Annotated in this window: 22 protein-coding genes and 1 tRNA gene; all 23 read left to right on the plus strand. The window is 61.2% G+C overall.

Going from position 1 to position 13,305, the window contains the following annotated elements:
* Positions 1-53 precede the first annotated feature (53 nt).
* The gene (locus AB0M54_RS45755) at positions 54-1,886 is read left to right on the plus strand and encodes a recombinase family protein (protein ID WP_364479211.1); all 1,833 of its coding nucleotides are present in this window, start codon (positions 54-56) and stop codon (positions 1,884-1,886) included.
* Positions 1,887-2,001: 115 nt separating this feature from the next.
* Entirely contained in the window at positions 2,002-2,469 is a 468-nt protein-coding gene (locus AB0M54_RS45760; protein ID WP_364479214.1) for a hypothetical protein, read from the plus strand.
* 177 nt (positions 2,470-2,646) lie between these two features.
* Positions 2,647-3,105, plus strand: a complete 459-nt coding sequence (locus AB0M54_RS45765) for a WhiB family transcriptional regulator (protein ID WP_364479217.1) — start codon at positions 2,647-2,649, stop codon at positions 3,103-3,105.
* Between the two features lie 98 nt (positions 3,106-3,203).
* Positions 3,204-3,536: a hypothetical protein gene (locus AB0M54_RS45770; RefSeq protein ID WP_364479220.1), complete on the plus strand. Its 333-nt coding sequence runs from the start codon at positions 3,204-3,206 to the stop codon at positions 3,534-3,536.
* A 118-nt stretch (positions 3,537-3,654) separates the two neighbouring features.
* Entirely contained in the window at positions 3,655-4,491 is an 837-nt protein-coding gene (locus tag AB0M54_RS45775) for a PD-(D/E)XK nuclease family protein (protein ID WP_364479359.1), read from the plus strand.
* Positions 4,488-5,009: a hypothetical protein gene (locus tag AB0M54_RS45780; protein ID WP_364479223.1), complete on the plus strand. Its 522-nt coding sequence runs from the start codon at positions 4,488-4,490 to the stop codon at positions 5,007-5,009. The genes AB0M54_RS45775 and AB0M54_RS45780 overlap by 4 nt, the downstream gene beginning before the upstream one ends.
* Positions 5,010-5,029: 20 nt before the next feature.
* A complete protein-coding gene (locus AB0M54_RS45785; RefSeq protein ID WP_364479225.1) occupies positions 5,030-5,485 on the plus strand; it encodes a hypothetical protein in 456 nt (151 codons plus the stop codon).
* A 92-nt stretch (positions 5,486-5,577) separates the two neighbouring features.
* Positions 5,578-5,645, plus strand: a tRNA-Ser gene (locus AB0M54_RS45790).
* Between the two features lie 90 nt (positions 5,646-5,735).
* Positions 5,736-6,491: an AAA family ATPase gene (locus tag AB0M54_RS45795; RefSeq protein ID WP_364479228.1), complete on the plus strand. Its 756-nt coding sequence runs from the start codon at positions 5,736-5,738 to the stop codon at positions 6,489-6,491.
* Between the two features lie 15 nt (positions 6,492-6,506).
* A complete protein-coding gene (locus AB0M54_RS45800; protein WP_364479230.1) occupies positions 6,507-6,683 on the plus strand; it encodes a hypothetical protein in 177 nt (58 codons plus the stop codon).
* The gene (locus AB0M54_RS45805; protein WP_364479233.1) at positions 6,683-7,111 is read left to right on the plus strand and encodes an endonuclease domain-containing protein; all 429 of its coding nucleotides are present in this window, start codon (positions 6,683-6,685) and stop codon (positions 7,109-7,111) included. Before AB0M54_RS45800 ends, AB0M54_RS45805 begins: the two co-directional genes overlap by 1 nt.
* Positions 7,112-7,126: 15 nt before the next feature.
* Positions 7,127-7,537 (plus strand): CHC2 zinc finger domain-containing protein, encoded by a 411-nt coding sequence (locus tag AB0M54_RS45810; protein ID WP_364479236.1) that lies wholly within the window; start codon positions 7,127-7,129, stop codon positions 7,535-7,537.
* The gene (locus AB0M54_RS45815) at positions 7,419-8,027 is read left to right on the plus strand and encodes a toprim domain-containing protein (protein ID WP_364479239.1); all 609 of its coding nucleotides are present in this window, start codon (positions 7,419-7,421) and stop codon (positions 8,025-8,027) included. Before AB0M54_RS45810 ends, AB0M54_RS45815 begins: the two co-directional genes overlap by 119 nt.
* 53 nt (positions 8,028-8,080) lie before the next feature.
* Positions 8,081-8,488, plus strand: coding sequence for a hypothetical protein (locus AB0M54_RS45820; protein WP_364479242.1), 408 nt, complete (start codon positions 8,081-8,083; stop codon positions 8,486-8,488).
* Positions 8,488-8,883, plus strand: a complete 396-nt coding sequence (locus AB0M54_RS45825; protein ID WP_364479245.1) for a hypothetical protein — start codon at positions 8,488-8,490, stop codon at positions 8,881-8,883. The genes AB0M54_RS45820 and AB0M54_RS45825 overlap by 1 nt, the downstream gene beginning before the upstream one ends.
* Before the next feature lie 40 nt (positions 8,884-8,923).
* Positions 8,924-9,586 carry an RNA ligase family protein gene (locus AB0M54_RS45830; protein WP_364479248.1) on the plus strand — a complete coding sequence of 221 codons (663 nt, stop codon included), beginning with the start codon at positions 8,924-8,926 and terminating at the stop codon, positions 9,584-9,586.
* A gap of 175 nt (positions 9,587-9,761) precedes the next feature.
* Positions 9,762-9,965: a hypothetical protein gene (locus AB0M54_RS45835; RefSeq protein WP_364479251.1), complete on the plus strand. Its 204-nt coding sequence runs from the start codon at positions 9,762-9,764 to the stop codon at positions 9,963-9,965.
* Positions 9,962-10,717 carry a hypothetical protein gene (locus tag AB0M54_RS45840; protein WP_364479254.1) on the plus strand — a complete coding sequence of 252 codons (756 nt, stop codon included), beginning with the start codon at positions 9,962-9,964 and terminating at the stop codon, positions 10,715-10,717. The genes AB0M54_RS45835 and AB0M54_RS45840 overlap by 4 nt, the downstream gene beginning before the upstream one ends.
* Complete coding sequence (locus AB0M54_RS45845) at positions 10,714-11,379, plus strand: hypothetical protein (RefSeq protein ID WP_364479257.1); 666 nt, start codon at positions 10,714-10,716, stop codon at positions 11,377-11,379. Before AB0M54_RS45840 ends, AB0M54_RS45845 begins: the two co-directional genes overlap by 4 nt.
* A gap of 130 nt (positions 11,380-11,509) precedes the next feature.
* Entirely contained in the window at positions 11,510-11,758 is a 249-nt protein-coding gene (locus AB0M54_RS45850) for a hypothetical protein (protein WP_364479259.1), read from the plus strand.
* Positions 11,755-12,531 carry a hypothetical protein gene (locus AB0M54_RS45855; protein ID WP_364479262.1) on the plus strand — a complete coding sequence of 259 codons (777 nt, stop codon included), beginning with the start codon at positions 11,755-11,757 and terminating at the stop codon, positions 12,529-12,531. Before AB0M54_RS45850 ends, AB0M54_RS45855 begins: the two co-directional genes overlap by 4 nt.
* A complete protein-coding gene (locus tag AB0M54_RS45860) occupies positions 12,525-12,914 on the plus strand; it encodes a hypothetical protein (RefSeq protein WP_364479265.1) in 390 nt (129 codons plus the stop codon). Before AB0M54_RS45855 ends, AB0M54_RS45860 begins: the two co-directional genes overlap by 7 nt.
* Positions 12,907-13,272 carry an SLOG family protein gene (locus AB0M54_RS45865; RefSeq protein ID WP_364479268.1) on the plus strand — a complete coding sequence of 122 codons (366 nt, stop codon included), beginning with the start codon at positions 12,907-12,909 and terminating at the stop codon, positions 13,270-13,272. Before AB0M54_RS45860 ends, AB0M54_RS45865 begins: the two co-directional genes overlap by 8 nt.
* The last annotated feature ends 33 nt before the right edge of the window (positions 13,273-13,305 follow it).

The raw sequence follows: 13,305 nt of genomic DNA on the forward strand, positions 1-13,305 counted from the left end.
CACCAACGCGGTCACGTAGGTTCCACATTGTACGAACGGCTACGCTGCTGGTCATGAAGCTACTTGGAGCGGTCCGGCTGTCCCGGCACCGGGGAGACGCCGACCCATCGACCAGCCCCGAGCGGCAAACCGCCAGCATCGAGCACGCCGCGAAGTATCACGGCAGCACCATCATCGGGTGGGCCACCGACCTGGACGTGTCCGCCGACAAGATGAACCCGTTCCAGCGTCCCGAGCTGGGAGCCTGGCTACGGTCCAGAGTGGACGAGTTTGACGGCATCGTCTGGTCACGGTTTGACCGGGCTGTCCGCAACATGATGCATATGCATGACCTGACCAAGTGGGCCATGGAGCACCGCAAGGTGTTGGTGTTCGCTTCAGGTCCCGGTGGTGACTCCATGATGCTTGACCTCCGCGGTGGAGCCCTGGACCCCATCACCCAACTGATCGTGATGATCTTTGCGTTTGCCGCTCAAACCGAATTGACGTCCATCAAGGACCGGAACCGGGACACGAAGGCGTTCATGCGGTCAACGGGCCGCTGGGGTGGCGGGATGCACCCCTTCCACGCCACCCCCGAACGGGATGGTGTCGGTTGGAGGCTCATCAAGAACCCGGACACCTGGCCTGTGATGCGGGAGATCGTTGACCGGGCGTTGAACCGAGAGAGCAAACGCAGCATTGCGGATGACTTGAACGCTCGTGGGATTGCTTCACCTCGTGAGTACCGGCTCTTGATGGGGGAGAAGGTCCCCACAGCGAGCGTCGCCGGGGTGGTGACCGAGCTGGGGGAGAAGACTCTCACCATTCGGCCGGCCGAAGGTGACCCCCTGGCGGTGACCAAGTTTCCGAAGCACACCAAGTGGGCCGTTGCGGACGGAGACGTGGTGAGCGAAGGGCAACGACTCACCAAGCCGATCCTGTGGTCGGGGAAGATCATCGGTGATCAGTTGAGGGCGCAAGCCCTTCTAGGCGTAGTCGAGTTCGAGAAGAAGGCCGTTCTAGGCGCTGACGGGATGCCGATCGGTAGATGTCCGGCAATGGTCACCCGTGACGAGTGGACACAGCTACAGGCGATCCTTGCGGCTGGCGCGGAGGGCCACGCCGGTAAGTCGCACGCTGCGGACTCGTCACAGTTGCTCGGTATCGCGTTCTGCCCGCACTGCGGGGAGAGGATGTACTACCGGAAGCCGCGGAATCGTGTAAACGCCGCGTACACCTACGAGTATTACGGCTGCCGGTCAGCGTGGGGCTACCTTGCTGAGCAGACGAAGGACACAAGGTGCACCGCAGTCAGCATCCCGGCTGCCGATGTTGAGGCAGCGGTTGAATCCGCGCTGCTGCAACTGATTGGTGATGTGCCGGTCATGAAGGAAGTCGTTCATGCGGGCCAGTCAAGCTCCGAGGATTTGGCCACTGCGACAGCGGCGCTCACGGATCTACTGATGGAGTCGGCAGGGAAGCCGGCCGCTGTGAAAGCCGTCTACCAGAAGCAGATCACGGCCCTTGAGGAACGCATCACGAGACTGTCGGAACTTCCGGAGACGGTTGCCGGGACGGAGTTGGTTCCGACCGGGAAGACGTACCGGCAAGCCTGGGAGGCCGAGGACCGGCCGGGACGTAGGCGGCTGCTGCTTGACTCGGGTATCCGGGTTGAGACGACGAAGGCGGCTGGCGGGTCGATCCCGTCCGCGTTCTTCGATGCTGCCAACCGGGACGACGGTAGCGACCTGCTACCGGTCCGGTCACTGCACGTGAGCGGCGATGCGGCTGTGATGGTGGAGTTCCCGAGGGACCTTGTCGCGCGAACCGGTGGCGCAGACCGGACGAGGCTGGAGCTGACTCAGCGGAGCCTGTTCGGAGAAAGTGTCGTACCCGCTCCGTAGGGTGGTGCCATCGGGTGTGCCACCTTCACACAGAGTCTTACGTCACAGGAAAGGTAGATGTAGCATGGGCTCACAAGGGTTGATGTCCCATGGACGTAAGGGAGCTACCGCGGATATGCCCGCGATCAAGAAACTGCCCGACACGTCGGTGCTTGCCCAGCTAGTCAACCAGGGATGGACGTACGCACAGATTGCGGAACGGTTCGACGTAGGTGAGCAGGCCGTTTACCGGCAGATGCAGCGTGCCGGCCTGACCAAGCCACGCAACGACCACTCCGACGTGATCCCTTGGCGGGTTGCGCAACGACATCAGTGGGCCACCCCTATGCGGTACTTGCGGCTCTGGGGTCGCCGGAAGCACAACGAGGCAATGACCGAAGCTGAGGCCCGCCAGCTCGACGGCTGGTTAGCAGGTATGCGGGAAGCCGATGTGGTGGTGGCGTATGACAAGGACTTTCCCCCGAACGACGCGTCAGCACAGGGCGGTTTCTACTACAGCCGCAGGCGCCCTACCGATGGTAAAGACTCGCTGGTGAGGATGCCTGACGACGGTTCCAGGGGTGGGGAAACCGCAGTCAAGTAGGCTTACGTCAGCGGTTGAAGGGGTCACCCCCGAACCTTCGGGTTCCGCAGGGTGGCCCCTTCTTGTTTCCGTCGATAGGTAGATTGTAGATACTTGCCGTTAGGTTGACTTGGCAGAGAAACCAAGATCGACTAGGTTGGTGTCAAGCAAGTGAGAGAGCCTCACCGCTGATCAGGGATGGTCCCGGCCGGCGTGCGGCTGCTCTCTGTCTTTTTGCCCTTAAGGGTAGATTTAAAACGGGGAGTATCTTTGTCTGTGGTAGCCGTGCGCCCATCGTTTCCATGCGAGTCCGACCCTGAGTTGTGGTTCTCGGATGAGCCAGGGGAGCAGGCGGAAGCAAGAACCGGTTGTGAAGCCTGCCCGCTGAGCCGGTTCCACAAGTGCAGGGCCGAAGGCTTCAACCATGAGTTCGGAATCTTCGGGGGTCTCACCTCCGCCGAACGGGAAACCATCCGATCCGTTGGAGCAGATTCGGCACCCGTTGAGTCAGACGCTCAGGCGATCGTTCGTTTGTACGCGGAAGGTGTCACGCAAGCCGATTTAGCCGCGCAGTTTGGACGCACCAAAACCGCCATCAAGATGGTGGTGTTCAAGGCGAAGCGTCGCGCCAACCTAGCGGCAGTAACAGCGAGTTAGAAAACCCACTGTCCAAATCGTACGAACGTACGAGGTTGCCACCAACCCGTATCGGTAGGCTTTTCCGCACGGATGGGTACCAACAGGGGGGAACGGAGATGCAGAAGGAACAATCCTTGTGCTTGACACAGCTCAACGCAGGGTGGGAAGCCTTCGGCCGGCTCGACCAGGACGACGAGTCCCACGTCACCGGCTTCAGGATCTTGGCTCACGAACCGAACATGTTCTGCATTGCCCGCTACCAGTTTGAGACTGGTGTCGGCTATGAGTACACGTACTCGTCTGGCATGAACCCCGAAGAGGAAGAAGCGGTGCTGCTGTTCTATGCAGGCACCCGCTACCGGCTGCTGGTCCGCGAGCCCTTCGGATGGTCCGAGGACGGAAGCACCCGGACACGCCTCCGCGCCTGGATGGACGCTCGCTACATGTAGCGTTGAAACAAGCCAATCCGTTGTGGACCCCTGTGGCGGCAGGGTCCCATATTTTTGAGCCGAACGGTAGAGTTAAAACACGTCAACCGTTCCAGCTTACGGCAGAAAGGAGGGTCGCATAGCCGAGCCAGTAACACACCGGTCCGTTTCTCAGTTCAGCACGTTTACACGCTGCGGTGAGAGCTACCGGCTAGAGAGAGTGGCGAGAGCCCCCGCGAAACCAGCCGCCTGGTTCGCGCAAGGAATCGCCTACCACACAGCTTCGGAAGCGTGGGAACGGTCATTCCGAGAGCTGTCGGATAGGGAAACCACCGACCGGTACGATAGAGAGTATGACCGGCTGATAGCCCAGGGAATGCAACAGGAACCCGACCCGAACCGGTGGCTCACCGGAGGGCGAGTCAAAGGTTCAGACGACATTCCAAGACGGAAAGAACGCGGTCGTGAACAGTTGAAGGCGTACTTCCGGTACGCCCGAGCTGCCCCCGAGAAAACCGTTCGGGTCACCGATGAAGACGCGGCAGTTGAGGTGCCGTTCCGGCTCGACCTGGATGGAATCGAAATCGTCGGCTTCATTGACACCATCGTCGAGTGGCCCGGAGGAATCATCGGGCCACGCGACTGGAAAACGGGCAGCAAACGTCCCGACTGGCCGCTGCAACTCGGGGTGTACGCCCTCGCCGTTGAAGACGTTCTAGGTGTCCGACCCATGTGGGGTGATTTCTACATGGCGAAAGACGGGAAACCAGACCGACCGGTGAACCTTCAACGGTTTACACGCGGCCGGCTGACCCGATGGTTCCACAACCTTGACCAGTCCATCCGAGCTGGCCTGTTCCTGCCCAACCCCGGTGACGCCTGCCGAACATGTGGCGTCTCCGAGTTCTGCACAGCCGTCGGGAGCCGTCCCGACGTGTACCCGCCCACACCAATCACCCTGGAGGCACCAGCATGACCACGTTCAAGAAGAACGACCGCATCCGCTACACCGGTAACAGCTCGTCTTGGTCCGACTCAAGCCTGGTCGGCAAGCTCGGCACCGTGAAGGTCGACCAGCAGCCCGGTAGCGACAACGTTCAGATTCGCCTTGACGGGGCGACTCACGACCAGGGTGTCTACGCGAGCAACATCGGGAAGGTCACCGTGACGACCACCGTCCCGGCGCTCGACAAGGGCGTCAAGGTCCGCATCAAGCCGGGTGCCTGGCTCACCAGCGGCCACAAGGGCAACGACGAGGGCACCATCGTTGTCAAGGACGGAACCGGTTGGAGCGTCGCTGTTCCCGGCAAGGGAACCGGCTGGTACATGACCACCGAGATCGAGGCCCTTCCGGTGGAGCCGGCCGCAGGCCCCTCGCTCCCCGAGACGCTTCGCAGCTTCTCGAAGGATGCACGGCAGAAGGCCGCGGAACTCATCAGTGGTGCGGACGCCGCTGACGAGCTGGCCCGCCTCTTCGACACCATTCCCGCCTGAACAAGGAGGACATCAACACTTTGACTGACACCATCGACAGCACCCGTGACGACCTCGTTGTGTCGTTCAAGCCGCACACCGGCTACGACTCACCCCTGATCGCCGTGAAGGCGAAGGATGCGGCAACGATGGCCGACAAGCTCGGCGAGATTGAGGCAACCGGCCTGGCCGCGATCGTCGCCAACACCGACCAGGCGGTGAAAGCCGCGTTCAACCTGGCGAACGGCATCCCCGGTGGCGCAACCCCGGTGAGCCATCCGCAGACGGCCCAGCAGAACTACCGCACCAACAACAGTGGTGGTCAGCAGAACCGGCCACAGGGGCCGCCTGACGGCTTCCCTCCCGGCCTGACGGCCCCCGAGTGTCCCCACGGGACTAAGCGGCCCCTCGTTGGTCAGTACGGACCGTTCTGGGGTTGCCCAGCGGATCGGAACGACCCGAGCAAATGCAAGGCAGAGAAGGTGCCGACGAAGTAGACCTCTCTCCATTTGCCCTGAACGGTAGATTTGAAATAGCGCGCCGCGGAGGATGAGTGCCTGTCGGCCCGTGTAAACGGGTTGGCTGGCCAGCCCCTGTAGCTCAAGGGAGCAGAGCACCCCGGAAGGGAAGTTGCCGGTTCAAATCCGGCCAGGGGCACGCACCAACCGTGACGAAAGGAGGTAGCTACTGCTAACGCTCACCAGGGCGAAGCTGAGCAAGGGCGAAGCTGGGGAACCTCTTCCGACCGTGTTTCACTCGCTGGCCGCAGAATCGGTTCACATCCGCCGTGGACAGTTCACGCTCATTGCGGCAGCACCCGGCGTGGGAAAGTCGGTGTTCGCGATGGCCGAATCGTTGGGTTGTGACGCGCCAGGGTTCTACTTCTCGGCTGACACAGACGCCTTCACCATGTACGTCCGATCGGGTGCGATGCTCACCGGCTGGACAACCGGCGACATCGAAAACGCTGTGGCGCACGGGAACACGGCGACTGTCGACGCTCTCCTTGAGAAGTTGTCCCACATCCGGTTCGACTTCTCCGGGCGGATCGAGGTGGATGCACTCGAAGAAGAGTTGAAGGCATACGCGTCCACCTTCGGTGAATGGCCCCACGTCATCATCATCGACAACCTGTCGAACCTGGACTTGCCCGAGGCCGGGGAAGGCTATGTGGCGTTGGAACAGGCTTGCGACTACCTACACGAGATCGCCCGTGAAACTGGGGCCGCAGTGATCGCCCTTCACCACGTCACCGGCACCTTCGATGACGGAATCACACCCGTACCGATGTCGGGACTCAGAGGGAAGGTCAGCAAGGTTCCCGAGCTGATCCTCACCCTGTACCGGGATGTGACAGCCGGAACCGATGAGGTCGGCCGGCTGTACGTCTGCCCCGTCAAAAATCGGACCGGGAAAGCCGACCCCTCAGGGGCATGGTCCATTCCGCTGCACTATGAACCGCCCCGGATGCTGCTCCGGGACTTCACCGCTCAATCGAAATAAAGGGGGAAACCGCAGATGGCTAAGATTGGAAAGAGCCCGGAGCCGACCTACGCGCTCGACTTGAACCACACCGAGCTTGAGGCTCTGTACGCGTCCATTTCGCTCGACCGGAACCGATTCGACAGCTCCGAGCAGGCGGACACGGCGAGCAACCTGGACGATCTGATCTCGGATTTCATCGACAGCCTGTAGTGAAGCTTCACTGTGTTGTCTGCGAAACTCTTCTTCGTGGACCGCAGCGCAAATACTGTTCAGACCCCGAATGCAAAGCACGCGGTAGCCGTGCCGCATGGGTCTTCAAAACGTACGGGATCACCCTTGAACAGTTTGATCAAATCCTCGCCTACCAAGGCGGTGTTTGCGGGGTGTGTAAACGGCCGTTCCGTGAAGGGGAAACCCCGCACATCGACCACGAGCACGGGGCGCACGTCAGAGGCTTGGTACACGCGTACTGCAACACACGGCTAATCGGCCGTCTAAAGTCGTGGGAAATGGCGCAGAACCTAGCCGACTACCTCAAAGAACCACCAGCAGTAAAAGCATTGGGCTCGGCCGTGGTCGCACCCGGTAGGACACCCCGGAAACGTCGCAGACGGTACCCGGTCCGGAAAAAGACCTGATCGGAGGTGGTGTGAGTGGTCGCCGAAAAACCGAGCATAGCGGCACTACTCGAACACTACGGCGCTGACTTTGTTCCGGAGGGTGGCCGGTGGCGTTCCATGAAATGCCCCTTCCACGAGGACCGGAACGCGTCCGCTTCCGTGTCCACAACGCTGCAACGGTTCCGATGCTTCGCGTGCGCAATCAATTCGGAAGACGCCTACGGGCTGGCTATTTGGAAGGGGGACGCAACTGACTTCGTTAGTGCCATCGAGTTCCTTGAAAGAATTCTTGGACCGGGCAACGTTCGAGTACCACGACAGTCTCATGAACGATCCGGTGGCCGCAGCCGCCGTCGAGTATTTGACTCGGGTCCGCGGCCTGTCGAAGGACAGCGTTCAATCCTTTCTGCTCGGCTACGTCGCAAACCCTTTAGCGGGACATGAACAGTACGCCGGAAAGATAGCAATCCCGTACTACACCCGATCAGGGTTCATCAGCATGAGATTCCGGCTACTGCCGGAAATGGTCGATGGGGAACCTCGGCCGGCCGAAGGGCCAAAGTATCTGTCCGCCCCTGGTGACATGCCACGCCTATTCAACCCGGAAGACCTCAACCGGCGAGAACCGTTCGTGTGCATCTGCGAAGGAGAGATGGATGCAATCACAGCCAATCAGGCCGGTTTACCGGCTATCGGTATCGCAGGGGTCAACGGGTGGCGTGAGTATTTTGCCCGCTGCTTCAAGGGCTACAACGCTGTGTACGTCCTTTGCGACAACGACGACAAGGGTCAGGGCGCTTCCTTCGGGGAGAAGGTGGCCGCGCAAATCCAGAACAGCCGAGTGGTGCTGATGCCATCCGGCCATGACGTGAACAGCTTCGTGAAATCGGAAGGCCCGGAAGCGTTGCGGGCCAGATTGGAGGATTCGCAGTGAACAACAACGGATGGTCCATCGGCGACCGGGTCCGGGTCACCACTCAGCCTGATGTGGGCCACAAGGTCGGCCAGGTCGGCACGCTCACCCGGATTCATGCCGACAGCGAATACCCGTACACCATCGACATCGACGGCCGGACCGGCATCTACAAGGCTGACGAGCTTGAGTCTGCGAAGCCTCAGCGTCCCGCCCTCCCTCCGCACGGCCTGACCTCCGCCCAGCTCGGGGCGTACGTGGACGAGTTCATTCGAGCCGCGGTCGCCCGTGTAAACGGTGTGGGCGCCGACCAGTACGCCACCAGTGATGGTCAGCAGTTTGAGGGGATGCCACTGCTCGGCCTGATCGACTTCGCACGCGAAGAGGCTCAAGACCTGGCCGCGTACGCGGCGATGCTGGACATCCGACTTGGCCGGCTGGCCGCCGAGTTGCGCAACGCGATGGCGGGAGTGCCTGCCTGATGGGGCTGTTCCGTACGCAGCCAGTAACCCGAATCGTGGAGGTCACCCCGGAGCCGCAACCGGGTGACCCTCGCATCGATGCCGACCACCGACTTGAGATGTCGGTGACAGGCCGGGAGCTTGCCGCGCTGTTCGCCTACAAGGGGTGGCTTGTCGATGGGGCTAAGTCCGGGGTCCCTTCGGCGGAAGAAATCCTCGGGATCTTCATCCGTCTGGCCGATTCGCTCAACAACGGATCGGACGCCGCATACAACACCACGGCCCGCCTGATGGTCATCAAGGACAGCGACTTTCCGTCGTCTACCGACCTGTACCTGTACGTCGGTCACCTGTCGGAGCCACCCTCTGATGACACCAATTCCGCCAACACTTCGGAGGTTGATACTTCTGTCTGACTACCCTTCCTTCGGGAAGATCCCCCGGCTTGCCAAGCCGGTGACGATTACGGAGAAGATCGACGGCACCAACGGGCTGGTCCACGTTGAGCGGCACCCGTGGGGATACGCCGCAGGGTTCGACTTCAACCCTGACACTGCCGGAATCTTCGTGGTCCAAGACCTGTCCGTCATCAACGAGGACGGCGTCCCACAGTTCGAGTGGCATGTACGCCCCGGTTCCCGGAATCGTTGGCTCACAACGGAATCGGACAACTTCGGGTTCGCTGCGTTCGTCCGCCAGAACGCGGCGGAGCTGGTCAACCTCGGACCGGGCAACCACTACGGCGAATGGTTCGGGAAGGGCATCAACCGGGGTTACAACCTGAACGAGCGCTGGTTTGCCCTGTTCAACGTGGCCCGATGGTTCGACCCCCGCTGGGAGTATGCCGAGCCATACCGGGAGTGGTTCCCAAAGGCTCAGCCGGCCCCCAACTGCATCACCGTCGTCCCTGTCATCCGCGCCAACGTTCCCGGTGATCGGATGACCGAAGACGTGCGGGGAGCGCTCGACACGTTGTCGGTGGTCGGTTCGTTCGCAGTGCCGACGTTCAAGAATCCGGAAGGTGTCGTGGCCTACCACGACGGGGCACGTCAACTGTTCAAGGCGTTCCCAGCCGGCTACGACCAGCCGAAGTCAGCCCGTCAGTCGGTGGGTACCTGATGGATGCTCTCTTCCGCGTCACGTACGACGATGGGCTGTGCAAGCTCTATGACGGTGAGCGAAGCCTGCGGGCGGGCCTGCGGGCTCACGGGGGCTACCGGCGCCCCGTTCAGGTTGAGATGGTTGCTGCGGACCCGATCGACGTGACGGCCGTGTACGCGCTCCAGGTGGCCGGATGATGGCCGACGAGCCAACCGCCTTCCGCGTCACCCTCGTGAAGAACTACACCCGTAAGACGGTGTTCTACGCGACTGAGAGGGCGCTTCACTCCGGGCTGACCCTCGCAGTCCGGAACGGGTCAACCGTTGAGAAGGTTGAGCGGCTGACGATGGCGATCAACGTCACCGATGTGTACGCGCACCGGGGCTCGATCTCTTGAGGCGGATCGTTGTCCTCTCCGATTTGCAAATCCCATACCACGACAAGAAGGCTGTTGCGGCCTTCCTAAGGTTCCTCACGGCCTACCAGCCTGATGAGCTGGCGTCTGTAGGTGACGAGGTGGACTTCCCTCAAATCTCCCGCTGGAACCGGGGGATGGAGGGTGAGTACCGGGGGGATCTGCAAACCCACGTAAACGCCGGGGTGATGTTCTTCGAGCAGGTCCGCAATGTCTATAGCGGCCCTGTCCGGGTTATGCGGTCTAACCACATGGACCGGCCGTTGAGGTACGTCCGGCAGTACGCGCCCGGACTGCTCGGCCTGAAAGCGCTCACTGTGCCGTCACTGCTGGAGTTCGAGCGGCTGAATGTGATCTACCACGAGCAGCCCTACGAGCTGGCCCCCGGTTGGCTGTTGGCCCACGGCGACGAAGCCGGGGGGTCAACCCCCGTCCCTGGCGGTGTGGCTATGCGGCTGGCCCGCAAGTGGGGAAAGTCCGTGGTGTGCGGTCACACCCACAAGTTCGGGATGCAACACGACCATTCCACGGTGAACGGGAAAGTCACCCGTCCGCTGTTCGGAATGGAAGTCGGGAACTTCATGGATTTCAAGGCCGCCCATTACCTGAAAGCCGGTTCCGCCAACTGGCAGCAAGGGTTCGGGATTCTGTACGTGGATGGGAAGACGGTTACCCCCACGCTGGTCCCGATTGCGGGTGGCAAGTTCGTTGTCGAGGGGAGGCAGTACCAGTGACAGAAACGGTCGCCGACCTGCTCCCTACTGTGGAGCGAGTCGCAAAGCGGGTCCACTTCCTGTACGGGCTCGAAGAGGAAGAGGCGTACGGGATTCTCTCCCTGGAAGTGGTCGAGGGTCAGAAGGACTACCTTGTGCTGTTCCGTGCACGGAACACGGGGATCATCGAACGGCGGTTGAAGCAGGTTGCTGGACGCCACGCCCGAGCGGACCGGATTCGGAGGATGGCTGAGAGGTGCCAGGTCGTCTACGACCCCGAGTATGTGCGGCTGTTTCTGCCGTTCTACTTCGACCGTGCCGACTGGTCCGATGGGCCGGCCGACGAAACAGCAGACAAGTTCACGACCGGGGATGCGATCGATACCGCGCTAGACATCGCAGCGGCGTGGCCGCGCCTCAAACCGTGGCAGCATTCCGTCATCGTGGCCCGGTATCTCACCGCGCCCGACGCCAACGGCGAAACTGACTGGCACACGATCGCCCAGGAGACAGGCCGTGTAAACGGCGAGGCCGCGGAACGCGCCTACAGGCAGGCAACTGCGGACCTCGCAGTGGAGATGAACGGGGCGAAGGTCCGTCGCAAGACTGACCATGATGGCCCCGGATCGAGACGACCGATTACCAACGCGAACGCTACGGCGGTCATCTCCAACCAGGGTTAGAAAGCCGGGGGAAACCGTTCCCCCGTAAAGTTAGAGACGGAAAAGGGCGGGCGGCTTGAGCCGAAAACTCCCGCCCGTTCTTTTCCCCTCAACGTTCGATTTGAAACCGCTAGACCCTTAAGGAGGTCGCTTGAGCGTTTACACGGTCCTGTGGCTGCTCTGGCTCGCCTATTTCGCTGTGGTGGAAGGCGTTGCCCTATTCAACTCGAAGCCGGGAGACACCCTCTCGGAGCATGTGTGGATGTGGTTCGGGACGCAGCGGCGCAAGCCGGGCGAGCCCGCCCGGGAGCCGTCAGGATGGACGAAGGTTCGCAGGGTGGCTCTCGCCGGGTTCCTGGTGTGGCTCGCCGTTCACTTCCTCACCGGGGGATGGATGTGAGTCGACTCGTCATCGGCTCAACAGCCCTCAACCATCACGTTCCCGGTAGCCGTCAGCCTGACGACCTGGACGTGTTCACCGACCAGCCGGCCAAAGGCGAAGACGCCTTCTGGCACTCGAACTTCCCAGCCTGGCTCCCTCCGGACACCAACCGGGTAGCAACCCTGGACGAGCTTTACACCATCAAGGTCAGTCACTCGTACTGGCAGCTTCGTAATGGCTCGTGGAACAAGCACATGTCCGACGTGGTGGCTCTGAAGCACGCTGGGGCAAAGCTGATGCCCGAGCTGCACTCGATGCTGTATTGGGTGTGGGAGCAGGAGCACGGCAAGAAGCGCGTCAACCTTGCCCTGGACGCAATGGACTTCTTCGCTGACGCCGTAAAGCGGAAGTACAACCACGACAGCATTCATGCCTCTGTTGCCTACGGAAAAGAACCGATGTACGTCCGGTTCCTCATCCCCGGCGAGACAGTAAAAATGGATATGGCAGCCATCAAGACTGCCCCATACCCCGATCAGGTCCACCTGTTCCGGGAAGAGGTCTACGCAACAGCCCTTGAGCGAATCATGATTCCGAAGGACTACAACTATTCGCCGGGAGCGGCGTACGCCTGGTCCCTTCGACGCACCATCACTTCTCTGACCAAGGGATGGTCCGCCCGATTCCTGGTCGAGAACTACGACGTGTTCCGCGAACCCGATGTGGACTACGTCGCACGCCACAAAGAGAACGCGCACCGCCTACTGCTTTTGGAGGACCCGAATTGCTGACTGTTACTGATGTTGAGCGCGCCCTTGAGAACCACGAATTCGTGTCGGAGGGTGTCTGGGACTTCGGCCGCCACAAGGGTGAGGCGTACCGGTACGTGCACTCAGGCTTCACTCACTGGGATGAGTACGTTCCCGGCAAGGTCGGCCAGGAGTCTGAGCCGGTCAAGGTCGATGGCGTCGGGGACGTTCGCGTTCTCCACACGTACACGGGTGGTGAGGATGGCGGCGCTGACGCGGAGCTGATCTTCAAGGTGACTCCGGACCTCGGTGGCGTTCGTTACTTCCGCAAGTCAGGCTGGTACAGCTCCTACAACGGGACCGACTGGGACGGCCAGTTCACCGAGGTTCAGCCGAAGGTGAAGACTGTCACCGTCTTTGAGTAGACGCATCATCGTCACAGGTTCCCGAACCTGGACAGACGAGAAACGCATCCGGGAAGCCCTTCACTACTACCGGGTGTTGTTTGGCCGATCGGCAACTGTAGTCCACGGTGAGTGCCCTTACGGCGCGGACCGGTTGGCCGGCCTGGTTGCTGTTGAGTACGGGATGAGCGTCGAAACGCATCCGGCTCAACGGGACTTGCACGGGAAGCGCGCCGGGTTCCTGAGGAACGCACACATGGTCGAGTTGGGCGCTGACGTGTGTCTAGCGTTCATCAAGGCGAACAGTAAGGGCGCAACGATGTGCGCCAACCTAGCCGAGAAGGCAGGGATTACAACGCAACGGTTTAGGGAGGATTAGCGGTTGCCGGGATCGGCAGTTACGCGAATGTCA

Source organism: Actinoplanes sp. NPDC051470 (genome assembly GCF_040682035.1).
Classification (GTDB): Bacteria; Actinomycetota; Actinomycetes; order Mycobacteriales; family Micromonosporaceae; genus Actinoplanes.

Bases quoted from the DNA above. Each gene is read 5' to 3' on its own strand.
- AB0M54_RS45755 (WP_364479211.1), top strand. From the start codon at position 54: ATGAAGCTACTTGGAGCGGTCCGGCTGTCCCGGCACCGGGGAGACGCC.
- AB0M54_RS45760 (WP_364479214.1), top strand. From the start codon at position 2,002: ATGCCCGCGATCAAGAAACTGCCCGACACGTCGGTGCTTGCCCAGCTA.
- AB0M54_RS45765 (WP_364479217.1), top strand. From the start codon at position 2,647: ATGGTCCCGGCCGGCGTGCGGCTGCTCTCTGTCTTTTTGCCCTTAAGG.
- AB0M54_RS45770 (WP_364479220.1), top strand. From the start codon at position 3,204: ATGCAGAAGGAACAATCCTTGTGCTTGACACAGCTCAACGCAGGGTGG.
- AB0M54_RS45780 (WP_364479223.1), top strand. From the start codon at position 4,488: ATGACCACGTTCAAGAAGAACGACCGCATCCGCTACACCGGTAACAGC.
- AB0M54_RS45800 (WP_364479230.1), top strand. From the start codon at position 6,507: ATGGCTAAGATTGGAAAGAGCCCGGAGCCGACCTACGCGCTCGACTTG.
- AB0M54_RS45815 (WP_364479239.1), top strand. From the start codon at position 7,419: ATGAACGATCCGGTGGCCGCAGCCGCCGTCGAGTATTTGACTCGGGTC.
- AB0M54_RS45825 (WP_364479245.1), top strand. From the start codon at position 8,488: ATGGGGCTGTTCCGTACGCAGCCAGTAACCCGAATCGTGGAGGTCACC.
- AB0M54_RS45835 (WP_364479251.1), top strand. From the start codon at position 9,762: ATGATGGCCGACGAGCCAACCGCCTTCCGCGTCACCCTCGTGAAGAAC.